Source organism: Neisseriales bacterium (assembly GCA_016699915.1).
GTDB lineage: Bacteria > Pseudomonadota > Gammaproteobacteria > Burkholderiales > Q3-R57-64 > Q3-R57-64.
Map to the genome: position 1 here is coordinate 431,653 of CP064990.1, position 20,902 is coordinate 452,554.

The 20,902-nt window shown below is 40.3% G+C and carries 16 protein-coding genes; 5 read left to right on the plus strand and 11 right to left on the minus strand.

Translation table 11 applies throughout. From position 1 onward, the window contains the following. Positions 1-49 precede the first annotated feature (49 nt). Entirely contained in the window at positions 50-1,492 is a 1,443-nt protein-coding gene (arcD, locus tag IPK86_02070; protein ID QQS16982.1) for an arginine-ornithine antiporter, read from the minus strand. A gap of 437 nt (positions 1,493-1,929) precedes the next feature. Between arcD and IPK86_02075 the strand changes: the two genes are divergently transcribed. Further along, the gene (locus IPK86_02075; GenBank protein ID QQS16983.1) at positions 1,930-3,132 is read left to right on the plus strand and encodes an MFS transporter; all 1,203 of its coding nucleotides are present in this window, start codon (positions 1,930-1,932) and stop codon (positions 3,130-3,132) included. Here IPK86_02075 and IPK86_02080 read toward each other — a convergent pair. Next, entirely contained in the window at positions 3,080-4,045 is a 966-nt protein-coding gene (locus IPK86_02080; protein QQS16984.1) for an EamA family transporter, read from the minus strand. The genes IPK86_02075 and IPK86_02080 overlap by 53 nt on opposite strands. Positions 4,046-4,092: 47 nt before the next feature. Further along, on the minus strand, positions 4,093-4,644 hold the full coding sequence (locus IPK86_02085) for a GNAT family N-acetyltransferase (protein ID QQS17045.1): 552 nt from the start codon (positions 4,642-4,644) through the stop codon (positions 4,093-4,095). A 578-nt stretch (positions 4,645-5,222) separates the two neighbouring features. On the opposite strand from IPK86_02085, the gene coaBC reads away from it, so the two are divergent. Both coaBC and IPK86_02095 read left to right on the plus strand, forming a co-directional pair. Continuing rightward, a complete protein-coding gene (gene coaBC / locus IPK86_02090) occupies positions 5,223-6,437 on the plus strand; it encodes a bifunctional phosphopantothenoylcysteine decarboxylase/phosphopantothenate--cysteine ligase CoaBC (GenBank protein ID QQS16985.1) in 1,215 nt (404 codons plus the stop codon). Between the two features lie 237 nt (positions 6,438-6,674). Further along, entirely contained in the window at positions 6,675-7,844 is a 1,170-nt protein-coding gene (locus IPK86_02095; protein QQS16986.1) for a NarK/NasA family nitrate transporter, read from the plus strand. A gap of 76 nt (positions 7,845-7,920) precedes the next feature. On the opposite strand, the gene IPK86_02100 is transcribed toward IPK86_02095, so the two are convergent. The 8 genes from IPK86_02100 to yqeC all read right to left on the minus strand — a co-directional run bounded on the left by IPK86_02100 (position 7,921) and on the right by yqeC (position 17,055). Further along, positions 7,921-8,703 (minus strand): methionine ABC transporter substrate-binding protein, encoded by a 783-nt coding sequence (locus IPK86_02100; protein QQS16987.1) that lies wholly within the window; start codon positions 8,701-8,703, stop codon positions 7,921-7,923. Positions 8,704-8,728: 25 nt separating this feature from the next. After that, on the minus strand, positions 8,729-9,391 hold the full coding sequence (locus tag IPK86_02105) for an ABC transporter permease (GenBank protein QQS16988.1): 663 nt from the start codon (positions 9,389-9,391) through the stop codon (positions 8,729-8,731). Beyond that, positions 9,366-10,439 (minus strand): ATP-binding cassette domain-containing protein, encoded by a 1,074-nt coding sequence (locus IPK86_02110; protein ID QQS16989.1) that lies wholly within the window; start codon positions 10,437-10,439, stop codon positions 9,366-9,368. Before IPK86_02110 ends, IPK86_02105 begins: the two co-directional genes overlap by 26 nt. Positions 10,440-10,646: 207 nt before the next feature. Continuing rightward, positions 10,647-12,239: an EF2563 family selenium-dependent molybdenum hydroxylase system protein gene (locus IPK86_02115; protein QQS16990.1), complete on the minus strand. Its 1,593-nt coding sequence runs from the start codon at positions 12,237-12,239 to the stop codon at positions 10,647-10,649. A 44-nt stretch (positions 12,240-12,283) separates the two neighbouring features. Further along, positions 12,284-12,766: a xanthine dehydrogenase iron sulfur-binding subunit XdhC gene (gene xdhC / locus IPK86_02120; GenBank protein ID QQS16991.1), complete on the minus strand. Its 483-nt coding sequence runs from the start codon at positions 12,764-12,766 to the stop codon at positions 12,284-12,286. Then, positions 12,759-13,643, minus strand: a complete 885-nt coding sequence (gene xdhB, locus IPK86_02125; protein QQS16992.1) for a xanthine dehydrogenase FAD-binding subunit XdhB — start codon at positions 13,641-13,643, stop codon at positions 12,759-12,761. Before xdhB ends, xdhC begins: the two co-directional genes overlap by 8 nt. After that, positions 13,636-15,936 (minus strand): xanthine dehydrogenase molybdenum-binding subunit XdhA, encoded by a 2,301-nt coding sequence (gene xdhA, locus IPK86_02130; GenBank protein QQS16993.1) that lies wholly within the window; start codon positions 15,934-15,936, stop codon positions 13,636-13,638. The genes xdhB and xdhA overlap by 8 nt, the downstream gene beginning before the upstream one ends. Positions 15,937-16,266: 330 nt before the next feature. Continuing rightward, positions 16,267-17,055, minus strand: a complete 789-nt coding sequence (yqeC, locus tag IPK86_02135; protein ID QQS16994.1) for a putative selenium-dependent hydroxylase accessory protein YqeC — start codon at positions 17,053-17,055, stop codon at positions 16,267-16,269. Here yqeC and IPK86_02140 point away from each other — a divergent pair. After that, the gene (locus IPK86_02140) at positions 17,045-17,662 is read left to right on the plus strand and encodes an NTP transferase domain-containing protein (protein ID QQS16995.1); all 618 of its coding nucleotides are present in this window, start codon (positions 17,045-17,047) and stop codon (positions 17,660-17,662) included. The two genes, yqeC and IPK86_02140, sit on opposite strands and share 11 nt — an antisense overlap. Positions 17,663-17,803: 141 nt before the next feature. Continuing rightward, entirely contained in the window at positions 17,804-20,899 is a 3,096-nt protein-coding gene (gene ygfK, locus IPK86_02145) for a putative selenate reductase subunit YgfK (protein ID QQS16996.1), read from the plus strand. The last annotated feature ends 3 nt before the right edge of the window (positions 20,900-20,902 follow it).

Genomic DNA, 20,902 nt, shown 5'->3' on the forward strand with positions numbered 1-20,902 from the left:
TCAACTATTAAAAAAAACACACGGTGTATTTTTGTCTGTATTACGACACCTACCCCTCTAAAATAACGTTACCAATCGCACCTGTCGTGATCAATAAATAGACCGCATAGACACCTAAAGCTACAATTAAGCATGCTAGAAGTGCTTCATAGCCTTTGAAAGGTTGCTGACCCTGCTCGCGTTTGGCCCACCAGTAAAAAAATAGGCCCGGCGCATAAAACAACATGGAGGCCAATAGATAAGATAAGCCTGCAGCATAAATGAGCCATACCCCATAGCCAGATGCAATAAGACCGATAAGGATATCTTTGGTGGACTTACCGTTTTTATAGCCCTCTCCACGGAGAGCAACCATAAGGGCGAATAAACCGCTCAGCACATATGGCACGAGGATCATTGAAGCGGCTAGTGCGATTAAACTGAAATAACCCGCATCACTTTTTAAGATCCATAGTAGAGAAAGTTGTACGAGACCATTGGTTAGCCACAGTGCTGCAGTGGGTGCACCATTCTTATTGAGTTGACTAAATATTTTTGGAAATACCCCGTCTTTTGCAGCAAGGTAGGGTGTCTCAGCTGCCAAAAGCGTCCAAGCTAGTAAACCACCTCCGACAGAGATCAGTAAAGCAATTTTAATCAAGCCAGCCCCCCAAGGACCCACCGCATGTTCTAGGACACCAGCCATGGATGGATTTTGTAGCTTGGCTAATTCTGGCTGCGTGAGAATACCAAAAGATAAAAGTGAGACAGCCATGAGTAGAGCTATGGTTAACAAAAACCCAATGATCGTTGCTTGCCCCACTGATTTCATTGATTCAGCGCGGCTTGAAAACATGGAAGCTCCTTCAATACCGATGAATACCCATACGGTGACTAACATACAGCCTTTTACTTGATCACCAATGGAACCCAATTCCGGAGTCCCCCAAAAATCGAGCTTAAAAGTTTCTAAGTTAAAGACAACAAGCGCAATAAGCGCGAAGAGCAAAATGGGTACTACTTTAGCAACTGTGGTTATGGTATTAATCAAGGTTGCCCCTTGAATACCACGCAAAATTAGAAAATGGAACGTCCAAACTAATACGGAAGCTCCTGCTACCGCATAGGGTGTTGTCCCGGCTCCAAAAAAACCCAGCGCTTCAAACATACCGAGCGCCGAGAAAAAGGCAACGATATAGGCAAGATTACCAGTCCAAGCGGAGAGCCAATATCCCCAGGCTGAATTAAAACCTACATAATCGCCAAACCCTGCTCGTGCGTAGCCATAGACGCCACCTGTAATATCGGGTTTGCGCGTTGCAAGATTCAAAAAAGCGAACGCTAACATTACCATACCGAAAAAAGTAATGATCCAAGCGATGATTAAAGAGCCAGCTCCAGAGGTGGCTGCCATATTTTGCGGTAGCGCAAAAATACCGCTACCAATCATTGAGCCAACTACTAGCGCAACCAACGCAGCTAGTTTTAACTTTGGAACATTTTCCGTAGACATTGTTTCATTCCTTATAAAGTTCACTACAACTCAATAACACCTTCTTACAAGACACGTGGTGTTTATACTACTTTACTGCATCCTTTTCAAGGATTCCCCGATCAAAATAACGCTTTTAGTGATTTACTTTTTTAATGCGATGCTTAGGACAAGAGTTTAACAAGACTAAAGCAAAAACGATCGGACTGGTATTATCATAATTTAGCTAGTTATATGATGCACTTACCTTTAATATGGTTTAAATGGATTGGATCTAGAAATTTAAATTGAAGGATCGCTCCTTATTGAAATGCATAGTACTTTAATTTGTCACTTAGCGATTTGGTCACACTGACGCGAACTATTTTTCTGAAGTAAAATGGTCGTCTGTATGGCAGTTTTTGATCCTGCGATTCCTGTGATTCACGTAGTGCGCTACCTATCTGTAAGGTTTTTTCATGTTATTGCCCGCTTCGTACATTTTTTTACATGCTTTCTTAGCACAGTTTGTCTATTTTGCTGTTTCGGTTACCCTTGTTGTTACACTTTTATCGCTTGGGCTTTCCACTACATCCATTGCGGTTGTTTTAACGGCTTTTATTGGGTCATACCGTGCCGGTCGTATTATTTTTGCACCACTGATTAATAAAATCCCTATACAGATGGGTTTGTTGCTCGGTTGTATTCTTGCTGCGCTCGGTTTTTTTGTTGGTAGCTTTGTTAGTTCGATGGGGTTTATCACGCTTGCTATACTTATTGTAGGCATGGGTATGTCGGTTAATGTGCAAGTAACCAAGCAATCAATTTCTATGCGCAGTAACCATGCCCTTTATCGTCAAAAAGTATTTGCGCTATATAATGCAGCGACTAATATAGCAGCCATTCCAACACCCTTTATTGCTTTTTTGGTTTTGGAGGCTTATGGCAAAGATGTGTTGTATTGTTTGCTTGCCTTGATTTTTATTGTCATGGCTATTTTGGCAGCTTTAATGTCGCCATATCGCACCCAAACTATACCAATGGCTTTCCCAGCTTTGTGGAAACAATGCACGTTGTTACTTAAGCAAATGCCAATTTGTCGCATACTGTTAATCAATACATTCGGTTGGTTTTTTCGTGGTTTACTGTTGGCATTGATTCCCTTTTATTTTGTGGATTGTTTGCATCACATAACATTGATCAAATGGGCACAATTTTTTAAATCAACCGTGATGGCGCTTTTGCAGATGCCCATCGTTTTTTGGGTTAGAAAAAATTTTCGCACCCAAAATCAGGACATAATCTCCACGGCTTATTTTGGTTTTGCTTTATCTTTTTTATTTTTATGTATAAACAATGGTTATATTGGCATCATTGCTTTTTTAATCGTTTATTCAGCAGCAGAAATGTTATTTCTACCCAGCATTGAAACGCAAATCGTCTTACTTGCTAAAACCAATCATCGTGCTGCTCTTTATGGGGTAGCATCACTAAGTACAGGGTTAGGTGAGTGGATTGGTTGCATGATATTTTTACAAGCTTATGCCACCTTCAAAGCCAGCGAAAAAATACTCTTGCTGTGGCCGGCTTTATCGGTGCTAGGGGGCATATTGGCTATTGGATCAGCCCTTATTTGGCGTTATCACATTCAGCATCGTTCAACACATACTTACAGCGCATAGCGGTGCTCTTAGATTGCTGTAGTGACAGGTTAGCAAAGCATACAGCGACACAAGTGATAGTGATCAGAATGGGTATGGTCATACCCTGCCAATGTCCTAAAACTAGCTCTGCTATTAACGATAAAACTGGTACAAGTGGCGTAATTAAGGAGACTCTTGCGTCCCCAAGTTTAGCTAGGGCGTGCTGGAAGGTTAAGGCAGGTAGAATCACTGAAAAAATAGCTAAAAGCACTAATTGACCAATGAGCATGCCGTCATTGGCGAGTAAGTGCATGATATCTTCTCTACCCAACACAGCGGTGACTATGAGTAAAAGGATAAAGCGTGTTGAAAGCACATCAAGGATTGTGCAGCCTATTGCGTGATGTAAGCGTGCAGATTGGAACATATAAAGACCACTTGCTAGCCCTGCTAGGGTTGCCAGAACGATTCCTTGCCTTAAATGGTTAAAAGAAATCAGGCATTCATCAGATAATACCCTGACAACTACGAGCATTAATAGCGATACCGCAATACAAAGTACGCCGACTGTACGCAAGCTCTTCCATCTTGCTTGATGCGCAAAAACATCACAGGTTAATACAGTGATGGGTACCCAAGCTTGGCAAACAGCCGATTCAAATGAGGCTTCCGCAATCAGAATGGCTGCAAACATAGCAATCCAAGTAATCAAAGTGAGGATATTGAGCTTTAAAACAGTTTTCGGGCATGTACGGATTAATCGAAAAAGACTGATGCCCTGCATCACCTGTGCTACCCAAAAAAATAAGGACGCAACCAAAAAAATAACAAACGCTAAGGCCCAAATATTCACGGCGGTATGCGAGAGATCAAAAAATACCCATATGCCAGAAAGCCCAGCAGATAGGCAATATAGCAGTATGGCCAGTAAGCCACTATAGGATCTATCCATATCTAATCAAGCGCTTGCAACCCAATGGTGTTGGCATGACGTGACGGCTAAACAGTTCGAGCGTATAGACGTGTGTCGCGTAAATTTCCGTTTACGTCTAACTCATCACGATGTAAAACGCCTTCTAGCTTGAAATGAGCACGCTCTGCTAAGCGCCAACTTTTGTAATTTCGATCATCGATTCTTAAAAAGATGCGGTTAGCTCGTAAGTTTTGCATTGCATAGGCTGATAGGGCACGAACCCCTTCAGTCATGAGTCCCTGACCGCTGTAGTCTATATTGCCCCAATAGCCGATCTCAAATTGTCGTAGGATCCAGTTAGCCCGGTGTAAACCGCTACTGCCTACAAAATCACCATTCGTTTTTAATAAGAAAAAAATTGTGACATCCTCATTTAACCAGTATTTTGCGTAGGCTTGCCTGCAAAAGGTTTCTAATGCTTCAATGGTTACTCCATCTTTTGCCCAATGCATCGAAGGTTTGAGCGTTTCAATGGATTGACTAGCTGCTTGATAAAGCATCTGAGCATCTTGCGGTTCGGCAGCACGAATCAATAGGCGATCCGTTTTGATGGGTTGAGGAAAGATAGATTCGGTCATATTGTGAATTTTATTGCTAGACTTTTTATTATACATCCAAATAATTTATTTTAATTTATTTGGTTCTGTATTTTGATTCATCTTTCCATGCTAAAAATAATCATACTTATTGTGAAAAAAATGATTTGACAAATAAGCTAGTTGTAGTTCAATGTAATCAAATATAGTAACTTGATCCGAGGATCTGGATACAAGCTTGTTGCGGTTTTTGTGAATGAGGTGATTAGGGATAGCAACACTTGTAATTTTTGGAAATTCTAATGAAGAACTCTAAAGCTTTTTCTTTCAAGCTTGTTGCTGTAAGACGTACATCCGATCTTATTTTTTAAAAAACAATTCAGTACTGAGAAGTGTATTTTTCTTACGCATGTCAACGATCTACCGTGTTAGGTATTTTATTAGATGACTCTAATGCCCATCAACCGAATTTTAAAAGGCATTTCTATCAGATCAGCAAATAGAAAACAGTCTTTTAAATTGTCATCGGTAAAGTTGAAATCTATTTTAGTGGCCTTTTTTGGTAAGGAAATTTTTTGGCAGATTCCTCAGTAAAAAAAATCATGTGATTTAATCGTCTTATGCAAAATATTATCATCGGAGTTACGGGTTCCATAGCAGCTTGTAAAATTCCAGAGTTAGTTAAACAACTCCTTGCGCACAATTTTAGTGTAAAGGTTGCATTAACTCGCAATGCGCAACAATTTGTTGCGCTATCGGCTTTTCATAGCCTTCAATTAAAGGGACTATATACGGGTTGGACGAATGACCAAACAGAATCGACCGTACCCCATATTACATTAGCCAAATGGGCAGATTTGATTGTGATTGTGTCAGCAAGTGCTAATTTCATAGCAAAACTCGCACATGGTTTAGCAGATGATTTTTTAAGCACACTGTGTTTGGCCTCGGTAGCACCTATTTTTGTGTTTCCAGCAATGAATACGAATATGTGGCAAAACCAAGCGACCCAATCAAACGTGATGTTGCTTAACAATCGATCAATAACTGTTTTTGAGCCTGAGTACGGCTTACAAGCTTGTGGCAGTATCGGATTGGGTCGAATGCAAAAAATTGAAAAAATACTTCATCACATTATTGGTGCGAACCAAAGACCATTTTTAAATGGTTTACATATTTTAATTACTGCTGGGGCTACCCATGAACCAATTGATCCGGTTCGCTTTATCACCAATAGAAGTTCTGGAAAAATGGGCTATGCTTTGGCTGCTCAGGCATCTGCATTAGGTGCTCACGTTACTTTGATTAGTTGCAATAGCTGTTTTCTGATGCCTCCTATTTGTAAAGAGTTTATTACTGTAGCGACAACATCGGATCTATATAAAATTGTTACAGATAAAATAGCTCACCAAGATATTTTTATCAGCTGTGCTGCAGTATCGGATCATCGAGTCACTAACTATTCCACACAAAAAATAAAACGCACGCCTAATCAGCAGCTTGTGTTGGTTTGTGAACCCAATACGGATATAGTAGCTCATGTTGCTAAACACTATCCTATTTTTACCGTAGGTTTTGCTGCTGAAACCTGCCAGATGATAAAAAACGCCAAAACAAAACTAATATCCAAAGGAATTGATGTCATCATAGCTAACAATGTTTCTAGACGAGATATCGGTTTTGAAAGTGACTATAACGAAGTATATGTTATTTCAAGAACACAACAAACCAAATTGAAAAAAGCCCCAAAAACTAAGATAGCTCAAGATATATTAAAATTAATTCAACAAGCTTTTTTACAACAACAGATGCTAAGTTCAAAAAATAAGCTTTAAAATTTTTTAGCCCAATTGCGTTTAGTGCAGATCGTTATTCCGTCAATATTGACTAGTACAGGTGTTTTCGTAATCTTGTTAAGAGTATGCCAAGATTTCTTTTGCTATGCTAAGATTAGCCCCTAAATTAAATGATGAGTGTAGTTGCGACATTCTAAAACTCGTTAGAATTCCGGTTGATTAAGTGAATGGGTAAACATTTTGCACAACATTTTCGATAAAAACAAAGCAGGCACTGTGCTCATAGCGAGCACACTGACATTTGTTGTAAGTTATATGGTATGGATGATGTTTAGTGTCATTGGTGTACCAATCAAAAAATCTTTGAATCTTAGTGCTACTCAATTTAGCTTATTGACTTTTATACCGCTTTTGACTGGCTCAATTATGAGAGCACCACTTGGCATTTTATCAGATCGTTTTGGTGGTCGTATAACAATATTGGTTACACTGCTCCTGGCAATTGCGCCAGTTTGGTTAGTCAGCCAAGCTTCGTTATACTGGGAATTTTTATTACTTGGCTTATTTATTGGTTTAGGCGGAGCAACATATGGAGCTGGTATTCCCTATATCGCGCATTGGTTTCCGAGAAATCGCCAAGGTTTTGCAATGGGCATCTATGGTGCAGGAAGTGTTGGTGGCGCACTCGGCAATCTAGTAGCTCCAGTATTGATAGCCATTGCTGACTGGACAATGGTTCCGAAGATTTATGCTTGCCTTTTAGTGGCGACCGTATTTTTATTTTGGTTATTTGGTTATTCGAATTCGCACCCTTTTGTAGCAAAAAAAATACCTTTTATGCAACAGCTGAAAGTTTTAACAAACTTTAAAGTATTGCAACTATGCTTATACTATGCCATATCTTTTGGAGCATTTGGTGCACTTAGTTTTTGGATGGTATGGTATTACGTAGTTGAATTCAATTTAACGCTTAAGAATGCAGCTTTTCTAACAGCATGCTTCACTTTTCCAGCGAGTATATTTGGCGTATTGGGCGGATGGTTGGCAGATAGATATGGAGGTCGTACTACTACTTTTTGGGTACTGCTAGTTAGTAGCATCTGTTTGTTATTTTTGTCTTGCCCAAGTACCTATATCACAGTCGGCACCAATAAGTTTAGTATCGGGCTTAATGTTTATATCTTTACAATTATTATGTTTATTGAAGGTGTTGCTTGGTCTATAGGAAAAGCTAGCATTTATAAATGGATAAGTGAAGATCATGCAAACCAGATAGGAGCAGTTTCTGGTGTAGTCGGTGCAATGGGCGGTATAGGAGGGTCAGTATGGTTGATTTTATTTGGAATTTTATTAGATCTGACTGGTATTCGTTCCACTGCTTTTATGTTGCTATGGTTAGTCGTTTGTTCAGCGTTAGCACTCATGCGGTTTGCCAATAATAAATAGTATATTGTACTTTTATCGCCGATATTATCTTTACATAAAAAGCAATGCGATAAACGCATTGCTTTTGCCAATTCCTTTAAAAAATAACGACCAAAGCATTTTGATATCGTTTCAGGATGAAATTCTTTAAAGTTGCGCTATTAATTGCTTTAGCCAACTTTTGAATGGATGCTGATTTTTGGTTATCTTTCCTAGCTGCCAATACATTGGCGTATGCAGAGCGGCTATCCTCAAGAATTAAAGCATTTTTTGGAGAAAGTTTTGCAAGTAACGCAAAATTTGTATTAATACAAGCCAAATCAACTTGTCCCAACAATCGAGGCAATACAGCGGCATCCAACTCTTTTACACGTAAATTTTTAGGATTCGAGATAATATCCTTGGTTGTTGAGAAAAGATTATTTGGCTTTTTCAGTTTTAGTAAACCATGATGGTGTAATAAAAGGAGTGCGCGTCCTCCATTAGAAGGATCGTTCGGAATGACAACGGTCGCACCATGTGGCAATTCTTTAATAGAGCGATATTTACTAGAATATATTCCAAAAGGTTCAATATGCACTTTAGCAATTGGCACCAAATTGGAGTGATGTTTCGCATTAAAATCATTCAAAAAGGGAGCATGTTGAAAAAAATTCGCATCAAGTTTTTTAGCAAACAATTGTTGATTGGGTTGCACATAGTCTGTAAAAACGACGATACGTAGATTAACGCCTTGCTTGGCTAGGATGGGTTTAAGAAATGTCAAAATTTCAGCATGAGGCACGGGCGACGCACCAACGACAAGGGTTTGCGCGGCAAAAGCTGACGAAAAACCAGCCGTTAAACATAACAATAATATAGCGATATATTTTTTAATCATCACTTACTCCTTGTAAAAGGAATTACTAATGAGAGACAACGCGTACCAACCAATCTCCGAGTTCTTGAATGATTGCAACCATGATTGCTAGAATGACTATCGTGACTACCATGACTGCTGTTTCATAGCGATAATAGCCATATCGGATCGCCAATTCCCCTAAGCCACCGCCACCGAGTGCACCGGATAAAGCTGAATAAGCTAAAAGGGTAATTGCTGTGACTGTGATAGAGGCAACAATACCCGGGAAGGCTTCTGGCAATAGACCCTTATAAATAATTTGCCATAAGGTTGCGCCGAGTGATTGCATGGCTTCAATTATGCCGCGATCTACTTCACGTAATGCAATTTCCACGAGCCGTGCAAAAAAAGGTGCTGCGCCAATAATAAGTGGTAGGACGACTCCTCGTATACCGATGACATCCCCCATGACCGTAGCCGACAAAGGGATCACAGCTACCATTAAAATTAAAAAAGGCATCGAACGCAACGCATTAACAATTTGCGATAAAATATTATAGAGCCAAAGTTTTTTTAATAATCCGCCCTGTGCTGTGAGAAACATAATAATGCCTAGCGGTAATCCGATGAGCAAGGTAAAGGGTAGGGCGGCTAAAACCATATAGAGTGAATCAAGTGTTGCAAAACCTATTTCCACCCAATCAATACTGGTTATATCCCAATGCATGACTAAACCCTTTCTTTTTAACTGTTTGAGGCAATATAATTTCAACCGTTACGAGATTGGCCTCAAAATACGCTTTAACCAATTGCAATGTTTTATCGCTTCCCTTAAGTTCAAGCACAAGTTGTCCATAAGGGGCATTTTTTAGTTTTGCTACTGAGCCTTGCAATAAACTAAATTGCACATCAAATTGTTTGGCGACCTTATTTAAAAAAGGCTCGCTAGTTGTTTTACCAATGAAAGTAAGGCGCCAAATTTGGCCCTGTATATTGTGTAGCACTCCTGACTCAATGAGTTCATCGGTATGCTGTAATTGGCCAATCATGCGTCGCGTCACTGTTTTTTGGGGGCGCAAAAAACATTGCAGGACTGAACCCATTTCAATGATACAACCCTTGTCTAATACGGCTACTTTATCGGCAACACGCCGAATAATATCCATTTCATGAGTAATTAATACAACAGTGAGATGAAATTTACGATTAATTTTGGCAATCAGATCCAAGATATCATGGGTTGTTTGTGGATCTAAGGAATTGGTTGCTTCATCACATAATAAAATACCTGGTCTATTCGCCAGTGCTCTTGCAATACCAACTCTTTGTTTTTGCCCACCTGAGAGTTGTCGAGGATAATGATTTGCTAAATGATGCAAACCAACTAATTTGAGTAATTCGACAACACGTGCATCTTGATCGAATTTGGATAATACGCCAACTAACTCTAAAGGAAGTCGTATATTCTCTGCAACTGTTCTGGAGGATAACAAATTGAAATGCTGAAAAATCATGCCGATTTGCTGGCGCAGACTACGCAAAGCAGCTTGATTTAGTTCGGTAATATTAGTGTTATCAATGAAGATGGTACCACTATCGGGCTTTTCTAGAAGATTGATAAGGCGAATGAGCGTACTTTTGCCCGCACCAGAATAGCCAATGATACCGAATATCTCACCAGCCTCAACAGCAAAACTTACCTGTTGCAGTGCTGTAATGCGTTGTTTATTAACAATATAAGTCTTATTGACAGCTTCTAAACGAATCGAATACATTTTTCGCCTTTGCTATACATCATCACATGTTACTCAAAAACAACTAAAGCCAAACACAACAAGCTTGCACTACACAAGCACGTTATCTTTCAGCACATGCACATGACTCGAGCAAAGAAAGCCATTTGAGAACTTTAAGAGACAATCGGCTGACTAAAAAAACCAACTCCACAATGGGAATATAACATATTCTTTAAAAGAATCCAATTAAAACTTAGCAAGGTATAACATAGCTTCCAATACACTACCTGCGATTGCACGTGCTTTGTCAGAAATAGTCATAGGATCTATTTTACTGCCGCGCGGATCAACATCACCAATTTTCATTGCTTGATGCACGGCTGCGCCAGAATGAATTAAGCCGCGTAACATGCCATCAATAGGAGCTAATACAGGTGTTTTATCTATATAAGCGATAATTTGTGTTTTTTTGACAAGATCACCAATGCGTGCTTTGGCGATGAATCGCCCATCTATTGGTGCACGCACGAGTCGTTCATGGGCATAACCCATAATGCTACCTGGTTCGCCTGTATTATCTTCGGCACAGCCTTCATAAATTACTTTGCCAAGATTGTGTCCTCTATTTGTTTCAATAACTGCACGGCAATCTTGCCCTGCTGTGAAGCCAGATCCCAACGCAATGACGATAGGCGCCATATTTATTTCCGTACCAAGATTTTTTTTAGCCAAGATAGCATCTATGACATAAGTTGGTGATAAAGATTGAATATGATTGCCGGATGGATCAACTAAGACAGCAATACAGTTTTGTTTTAATATCGTATCGACTTCACTTCGATTATTTGCCTTATTTGCTTGAATACCTTCAACTGTCATGGATCCTAAACGGATAGCTTCAGAAAACGCAACTGTATTACGAATTGAGGTCGGTTCAGCAACATCAAGCATCGCAATCCGAAAACCTGCTTTATGCAATCGTACAGCAACACCAGTGCCCATTTCGCCAGCTCCACGAATGACAACAAGCCGCTCTTTTTGTAAAGCAGTCATTCGATAAAGTGGTAAAGCAGAGGTTTGATTTTTAACGCTCAGTATTTCTGCCATCACACTTATCGCAATTTCTTCAGGTGTCTCAGCACCAATATCTAGTCCTACTGGTGAATGGATATGGTGAACAACGGTTTCCGGTACACCATTTTGAAGAAGCATATTTAACAAAATTTGTGATTTATGGTGGCTTGCCATAATACCAAGGTAGCGTATGGATTGATTAGCAAGCGTAGCGAGGGCAACTCGATCTTCATGATTAGTTGCTATAATGACATAGGTTGCTGGATTAAAATTAACTTCATCAATGGCTGCCTTTAATTTTTTGCCTAAAATACATTGAGTCCCTTCCGGGAATAAGTGTTCAGCAAGATTAGGTGCGTAGGTATCTAATACAGTAATAGAAAAACCTAAACGGTGAGCAAGATATGCAATAGCGCGATTAACATGACCTCCACCAACAAGAACGAGTTGAGCTGATTGTCCAAATACATTGATGAGGACTTTGGCAGATCCCCCACAGTCCATATGAAGTGCCTCTGTGCCGTGATGTGATAAATTACCGCTTATTAAGCGAGGCTCCCCTAAACGAATCGCTTCTAAGGCTTCCTTGATCACAAAACGCTCCAGCATACCACCGCCGATAGTACCGATAATGGTGCCATCTGTTTTGACGATCATTTGTGCTTGATGCCTCGGTGTGGAGCCTTTTGTTTCGACTATTACCGCTAAAGCAAAAGGAATACGCAACGCTTCCAGTTGAGCGATTTGCGCAAAAAAATGGTTCATATAGCCTCTTTAATTTAAGTAATTCTGCTTAGCCAAATATTATTTTATTTTGCAGGGGATTCCATTGTTTTTGCAAGAGCTGCTTGAACGGCATCAATAACTTTTTCATAGCCCGTGCAACGGCAAAGATTTCCAGCCAACTCACGGCGAATTTTTTCTCGAGATAACATTTGACCGCTATATTTTTCAATGATAGCTGTACTTGTCATAATGAGTCCTGGAGTACAAAAACCACACTGTACAGCACCTTTATCAACATATGCTTGCTGAATAGAAGATAAAACACCATTTTTATGTTCGCCTTCTGCTGTGCGAATCGTTTTTCCATCTGCCCAAACTGCAAGTTGAATGCAAGTGTCTGTAGGTATGTTATCCACCAATACTGTACAAGATCCACACTCACCAACACCGCAACTTTCTTTAACAGATGTAAAGCCATTTTCCCGCAATAATTCCAAAAGTGATAATCGTGGATCAATTTCAAATTGATAAGGCTGTTCATTGATCACGCAAGAAATTTTAGTCATGCTCTATGCTTCCTCCTGCGTTTGCGATGGCTTTTATGACAACGCGCTTAGCTAAAGTGTGGATAATTTGTAAACGAAAGGCTTTACTTGCTCGCCAAGAATCGCGAGGTGATACATCTTTTAATACTGCCTGCTGAATCTTGTTTAGCGTATCTTCATTAACAGGTTGATTTAATGCGGCTTTTTCTGCTGTTGGTGTGCGAATCGGCGTAGGTGCGGCAACGCCATAGGCGAGCTTAAATAAGCGAAAAACACCATTTTCAATACGGCAAGCCGCAGCACAACCAATGGTTGCAATATCCATTGCTTCACGAATAGCGTATTTATAGTAAGAACCACCGACTTGCTGGTAATTTTCTTTTCTAAACAAAAAAGCTGTTGCAATTTCATTGTGCTTTAAATCAACTTTACCAGGTGCTAAATAAAACTGCTCAAGTAGCATCTTTCTTGCGCTATTTAAGGAAGTGATCTCAACTTCTGCTCCTAACACGATGGAGGGGGGGGTTGCATCGGCACTGGGTGCACCATTACAAATATTACCTCCTATCGTTGCTATATTACGAATTTGAGGACCAGCAACCGTTGTCAAAGCCTGCGCTAGTGAAGGAATAGTCTGAGCAATAATATCAGACTCCATAATTTGAGTAAAAGTTGTGCCACTGCCAATACGGACGGTACCATCTTCAAGTTCTTTAATGTAAGTCAATTCTTTTAAATGATGGATATCGACCAAGTGCTGTAAACGTTTATTGTGATGGCGTAGTTTAATGAGTACATCAGTGCCTCCGGCGACAAGGCAGGCTTCTGGATTATCTACTAGCAGTTTCAGGGCTTTGTTAAGGGAATCAGCACGATGATAGGTTTTAATGTCATACATGATCAATTCCCTTTAGCAGTCCATGTGCAATAAAGTTCTGATAAAGCACTCTTGGTGTGATAGGCATTTCATTAATCTTAACACCCGTTGCCATCCACACTGCATTTCGAATTGCAGGACTCGGTGTCAAAATAGGTGGCTCCCCCAGAGACTTATTGCCATATGTTGACTGAGGTTCCCAAGTTTCCACAAAAGCATGACGCATGGATGGTACATCCATGATGGTTGGAAACTTATAATCTAACAGGTTGCTATTTCGAATAAGACCAGTTGCGGGATCAATTAATATTTCCTCAAAAAGAGCAGCACCAATGCCCATTGCCATACCGCCATCAACTTGACCTGAAGCCAATTGTGGATTCAAGATTCGTCCAGAATCATGCATATTCAGTATATCTTTAACGGTAATTTTACATAACGGAATATCAACTTCTATCTCTGCAAAAGTACAACCAAAAGCAGGCGGATTAGTGCGCGTCTTATGCGAGGCTTCTGCAGTAATTTGACCGCCATAGTCTTGCTGATAAATTGCATCCATTGCTACATCAGCTATAGAATATAAAATATAGTCTGATCGCTTGATAAAAACAATTTTGCCATCTATGAGTTCTAACGAACCAGCTGGTTGGCCACTCATAAAAGCAGCATGCTCCAAAATTTTTCGCTTTAACTCAACGGCCGCTTCATGAATTGCAGCAGAAGCAACATAGCTTTCTCGCGATGCGAAAGCGCCGGGGTCAAACGGGGTAATGTCGGTATCTTGCGTTGAAATAGTACGAATCATTTTAAAGGGCATACCCAATGTATCGGCTACCATTTGAGCAAAAACTGTATCGGAGCCTTGCCCAATTTCTGTTGCACCGACTTGTAAGTTAATCGTACCATCTTGGTTTAGCGCCAAGCGAGCACCAGCTATTTCAACACCATTTGGGTAAGTATTAGCCCCATAACTAAAACAGGCAACACCTACACCACGGCGGACTTCTCCATCTTGATGTTGATAAGTTTTATATTTTTTCTGCCAGTCAAATAGTTCACGCCCTTTTTCTAGGCATTCAATCATGCCGCAGCTTTTAATTTCTTTATGATTAACTGGATTGACATCCCCTAGTTTTGCAACATTTTTAAGGCGCATTTCAACCGGATCCATACCGATACTATGAGCTGCTTCTTCCACAAGACAATCTAGCGCAAAAATCGCTTGAGGAGCTCCATAACCGCGCATCGCTCCGGCATTTGGTAAGTTCGAATAATAGGTTTGCGCGCAATAATTGAAGACAGTCCGCGGGTAAAGGTAGGAAATTTTGTTAGCACCTGCTGAAACGATGGAGTGCCCATGTGAAGCGTAACCGCCTGTATTGGAGCGTGATTCCATTCGGTAACCCGTAATGACTCCATTTTTTTTAACGCCCATTTTCCCATGAATATCGAAAGAATGTCTTGTGCGAGATCCGAGAAAATTTTCCTCACGTGTTAACTCAATTTTAATGGGTATGCCACCGAGTTTCATGGTTAAAAAAGCACACATTGGTTCCTCTAACACATCTTGTTTGTTGCCAAAACCACCACCTAAATAAGGCTTGATGACTCGTATATGAGACCATGGAAGCCCTAAGGCTTGGCCAACAATACGTCGCACGATATGTGGTATTTGTGTGCTAGAAACAATAATAATATGATTATCATGCTCCATATATGCATAGGAAATCACAGTTTCCATGTGACAATGCTGAGCAATTGGTGTGTGATAATCTGCCTCTACGATTTGGTCGGCCTGTTGCATCGCTTCATCAAAATTGCCTCCTGCAAGAATTTCATGTTGCTTAAGTAAGTTACCATTCGGATGCAGTGGTACAGCGTTTGGCGCAAGCGCTTCTTTAGCTGTTAGCATAATAGGCAAAGGTTCATAATCAACCTTAATCAAATGCACTGCTTGATCCGCTGTGATCTTGTCTTTTGCGACAACAATTGCTACGCCATCACCATGATGTTTGACGTGATCGGTGAGTAATAGGCGATCGGCTACATCACGTTTTGCAGGATCAAGTGAGTAGGCGTGTCCTGCAGTAGGAAAAAGGATTTGAGGAACATCTTTATAGGTAAAAATAGCCTCAACGCCCGGCAAAGCCAATGCTTCTGATGTATCAATGGATTTTACTTTACCATGCGCTATAGGGCTTCTGACATACTGCGCAAAACGCATACCGCGCATCGTAAGATCATCTGTGAACCGTGCTTTTCCGGTAACCTTAGCAATGGCGTCTTGACGGGTCGCGGGGGTTCCTAGCGCCATGAAATACTCCTAAAAGAGGATACAACTTAGGTACAATCTTAATTATACCTGTAAGGTTTCTTAAAACTCAATTATTTGTCCAGTCATTTTTTACAACGCATAATGAAGTTATTTTAGTTGTTCTAGCATCCAGAGCAAAAACTGGTTGATGGTTAACCACTAGATATATAATTAAACAAGATGCTTCTACATTTGAGGTTAGTGAAGTCAGTTGTTGCTAAACTTGAAGCTCGATATTTGATTAGGCATACTACATTCAAGCGGGAAGCTGGATGAAAATTCAGGCGTGTCCAAAAATTACAAAATCACTCATGACTGAGTGATAGCTCATTATTCGTTTATATTAAATGTTTGCACCGTATTATTTTTGACACTAGTTAGCCAAATTTTTCTCAATCTGACATTTTTCAGTAGGCCCGTTAATTTTTTTAGTAATGCATAAAGAGACGATACTGAATCTATTACATCTAATTTGTTAATAACTAAAATTTTCGTGATATTTTCACTTGCGCTATTTTTAAATAGCCCATCAGGTTCATCGATAAGAGGTTGCAATATTTTCTCATCAATCATCGTATTTTCTTGACATCCTGTAAGACTAGCAAATTTTTGCCAACGGTGGATGGCGTTAGGTTGAGCTGATTGAAGTATTGCATCAACCCCTATAACGGCCAATACAATTGTTGTTCGAATCGGCAAACAAGGTTCATGATCATCTGGCGCTTTAATAGGCAAACCTTTTGCTCCATCTGCTTCAACTAAGATAACATCAAAAATATGGTGAGCATCAATTCGGTCAACATCATTCGGTGACAATCCTTTTACCTTGTTTGTGCTTGTTGCATAGGTTGTAGCACAATAAGTCACCGTTGCTTTCGGGGATTGATTGAGTACAGTTAAAAGTTGTGTAAATTCATGATGAATCACAAGATAGTCGTACTGCGATGGATCAGGACGATACATCGCAGTTGTTGTCGTACAAAGCACCTTTAAGCCCATTTTTTTGAAATAAAGGCTTAACCAAAAAAGCAAACTGGTTTTGCCGCCCGCACCAACCAGTGCAATAATAGCGGGTATTGATACTTGGGTATGCTGATCAGGCAATATAATGGATGACATAGGCCGTACCAAAACAAACCAACCAAAACTAGCAGCGGATTGCCTCATTTTAGCAGCTGGCTTATCTTCTCGCATGAGTGCTTGGAAAATGATGTTGCCGTATAAGAAGGGTGTTTTGCTAGATGCTGCGATTCATAATGGACTAGCAGCTTGCCACAGGGTCATCTTGGTTGCGGGTTATCGTGCCGATGAACTGATTACATATTATCGAGATTTGCAAGGTGTTACTGTCTTAAATAATTTGTATTATGCTAGGGGGATGTTAGGATCCATACAAACAGGCCTTCGAGTTCTAACGCAGGATTATTTTTTTATCAGCCATGGTGATATGCCTTACCTTGAGGTTGATTTATATCGTACTTTATGGTCTTTTCGCCATTATGATGTAATATTTCCAGGCAACCCTGCACAGCCTGGTCATCCTGTTCTTCTATCAAAAAAGATAGTACCGCTTATTCAAGCTGCACAGCCTAATGGATCTATGCGCCAATTGATTTTAAAGTCAGAATATCAACACTATCTGGGATTAGCAGATACACGCATATATCATGATATTGATACACTAACAGACTACCAAATATTGCTACAAAATGGTGCTCGCATCTAAATTATTATTTGAAATGCGCAACGCATTAAAACACGATGATAACTCATCAAAATTTTCAGCTTTTTTAAGCTAATTAGTGGTAAAGTACACCCTTTGTTGAATGATTACATACTATTTATACGTTGACCAAAGGAGAGTGCTGTGGCCGATATTATGCGTCCTGTTTCCTTCAAGGAAATTTTGAAGCGTATTTTTGGTGAATTTAAAGCAGATAAAACTATTTTTGGCATCCCGGAAAAACAGTTTTATAGACGGCGTCATAATAAGTTGATTAAGGTTTTTGAAGAAACTTGTGAAACAGCTGTTGGTCCTGCAGCAGGTCCTCATACACAGCTTGCGCAAAATATTGTAACTTCTTGGTTAACTGGTGGGCGCTTTATTGAACTCAAAACTGTTCAGATCATGGATCGTCTTGAAATTGAAAAACCTTGTATTGATGCCGAAGATGAAGCTTTTAACACGGAATGGTCGACCGAGTTCACACTTCAAAAAGCTTATGATGAATACCTGAAAGCATGGTTTGCCTTATATCTCCTTGAAGAAATTTTCGATCCACGTATGAACGGCCAAGCCCGCTCTTTTATTTTTAACATGAGCGTTGGTTATGACTTAAAAGGCATTAAAGAACCTCCCATGCAAGCTTTCATTGACAATATGATTGATGCAAGCAAGCACCCGAAGTTTGTGCAATATCGCGAAGAGCTACGGCAGTTTATTAATGATCCTGAATTTATCAAAACAGTCGACTTGCAAGATCGCGTTGATCGCCTCAAAACTCTACCAGACAAAATCCCTCACAAACTCGTGGTCAGTTTAACGCTTTCAACGATGCACGGCTGCCCGCCGCATGAAATTGAGGCAATTTGTCGCTATATGCTTGAAGAGAAGGGACTACATACTTTTGTTAAACTTAACCCAACGCTTCTTGGCTATGATCGTGTTCGAGAAATTTTGGATCAATGTGGGTTTGACTATATCGGTCTTAATAAAGAAGGATTTACGCACGACCTTATATTGGATGATGCCATTTCTATGTTGCGCCGTTTGATGGATTTAAGCAAACAATTAGGGTTGGGTTTTGGGGTAAAATTAACGAATACACTAGCTTCTATCAATGATAAAGGTGTTTTACCGGGCGGTGAGATGTATATGTCAGGCCGCGCTTTATTTCCTTTATCCATCAATGTCGCGCTAGTTTTATCGAAAGCTTTTGATGGCAAACTTCCTATCTCTTACTCAGGTGGCGCCAATCAGTTTAATATTCAAGAAATTTTTGAAGCAGGCATTCGACCTATTACAATGGCTACCGATTTATTAAAGCCAGGCGGGTATTTGAGGATGATGGAATGCGCGAAGCTGTTAGAGGAAAGTGAAGAGTGGGGGATGAACCAAGTTAATATCGCAAAACTTGAAGCTCTAGCGCAAAAATCTTTAACAGCAGACTATACGCAGAAAGTTTGGCGTGGATCGGAAACAATTGCTGTTCATGCGCCATTACCGATTACCGATTGTTATGTAGCGCCTTGCGTTGTAGCATGCCCGATTGAGCAGAATGTACCGGAATATTTACGCCTAGTTGGAGAAGGTAGGTATATTGAAGCGCTTGAACTTATTTACGCAAAAAATGCATTGCCTGCTATCACTGGACATATTTGCGACCACCAATGCGAATATAACTGTACGCGCCGTGATTATGAAAAGGCACTTGATATTCGAGCTATTAAAAAAGTAGCTGTTGAAAAAGGTTGGGCGGGTTACAAGGCAAAATGGCATAAGCCTGCTTTAATAAACAAAAAACCAGTTGCTGTGCTTGGCGCGGGGCCTGCTGGCTTATCAGCAGCTTATTTCTTAGCTCGTGTTGGTTATCCGGTGATGATTTTTGAAAAAGAAAAAAACGCAGGAGGTGTTGTTAAAAACATTATTCCTCAGTTTCGTATTCCGTCTGAGGTTATTCAGCATGATGTTGACTTTGTAGCGGAGCACGGCGTTAAGTTTACCTATAATTGTGGTGATTTAACGGTGCAAAAGCTTCGTGATCAAGGATATCAGTACATTTGTCTAGGTATTGGTGTTGATAAAGGTACAGAAGTAAAGCTAGTTGGCGACAATACTAATATCTATAAATCGCTCAGTTTTCTTCGGCAGCGTAATCAGGGCGTATCGCTACAACTTGGAGAGCATGTAGCCATTATTGGAGCTGGAAATACTGCGATGGATAGTGCTCGCTCCGCATTAAAAGCGCCAGGCGTTAAAAAAGTAACTGTTTTTTACCGTCGCACTGAAAAAGAAATGCCAGCTTATCGAGAAGAATATCTTGAAGCATTAGAAGAGGGTGTTAACTTCTGTTTCTTGTCGAATCCTGAGCGCTTTGATCGTGACGGTACTTTAACGGTTCGTACTATGGTACTTGGTGAGAAGGATGATAAAGGTCGAAGACGTCCTGTGGCAACGGATAAAATATTTACGGCAAAAGTTGATACAGTTGTTACGGCTGCTGGAGAGCAGATTGATTTTCCGCTTCTTCAGGAAATCGGTCTGCCTGTAGAATCAGATGGTTCTATTCAAGTAGATGCTAAGACTTGTGAGACTGCTTTATCTGGTGTTTTCCTTATCGGTGATGTTCAGTCTGGACCTTCTTCTATTGTCGCTGCCATCGGAGGCGCTCGTAAAGCAGCGGATGCTATCTTAGCACGCGAAAACCAATCTCATCAGGACTATAACTTTATTTCTCCAACAGGATTTGGTGAAATCTACGAACGTAAGGCATCTATACCTTTAAAGCTAGTGAACAAAGATAAAGTAGAAGCTTTTGCGCAGCAAGAAGCAAAGCGTTGTTTGGAGTGCTCCTATATTTGTAGCAAATGTACAGATGTGTGTCCTAATCGCGCAAACCTTTCTTTGCCTATTCCTGGTTTTCGTGATCCCTACCAAATTATCCATGTAGATGCCTACTGCAACGAATGTGGTAATTGTGGGCAGTTTTGTCCATGGGATGATCGACCTTATAAGGATAAGGTGACCATTTTTAATTTACGGCAAGATTTTGATAACAGTACCAACCCCGGTTTTCTATTGAAAGACGGTGAGGCGCTGATTCGATTTGATGGGCAAGTACATACTTTAAAATGTGAAGCGGGCCAACTAAAAAATGCCCCGAATGAATTAGAGGATATATCCCGCATTATTCACTATATTCATGAAGAGCACCCCTACCTTCTTGGCGCTGTGGAGGAATAATCT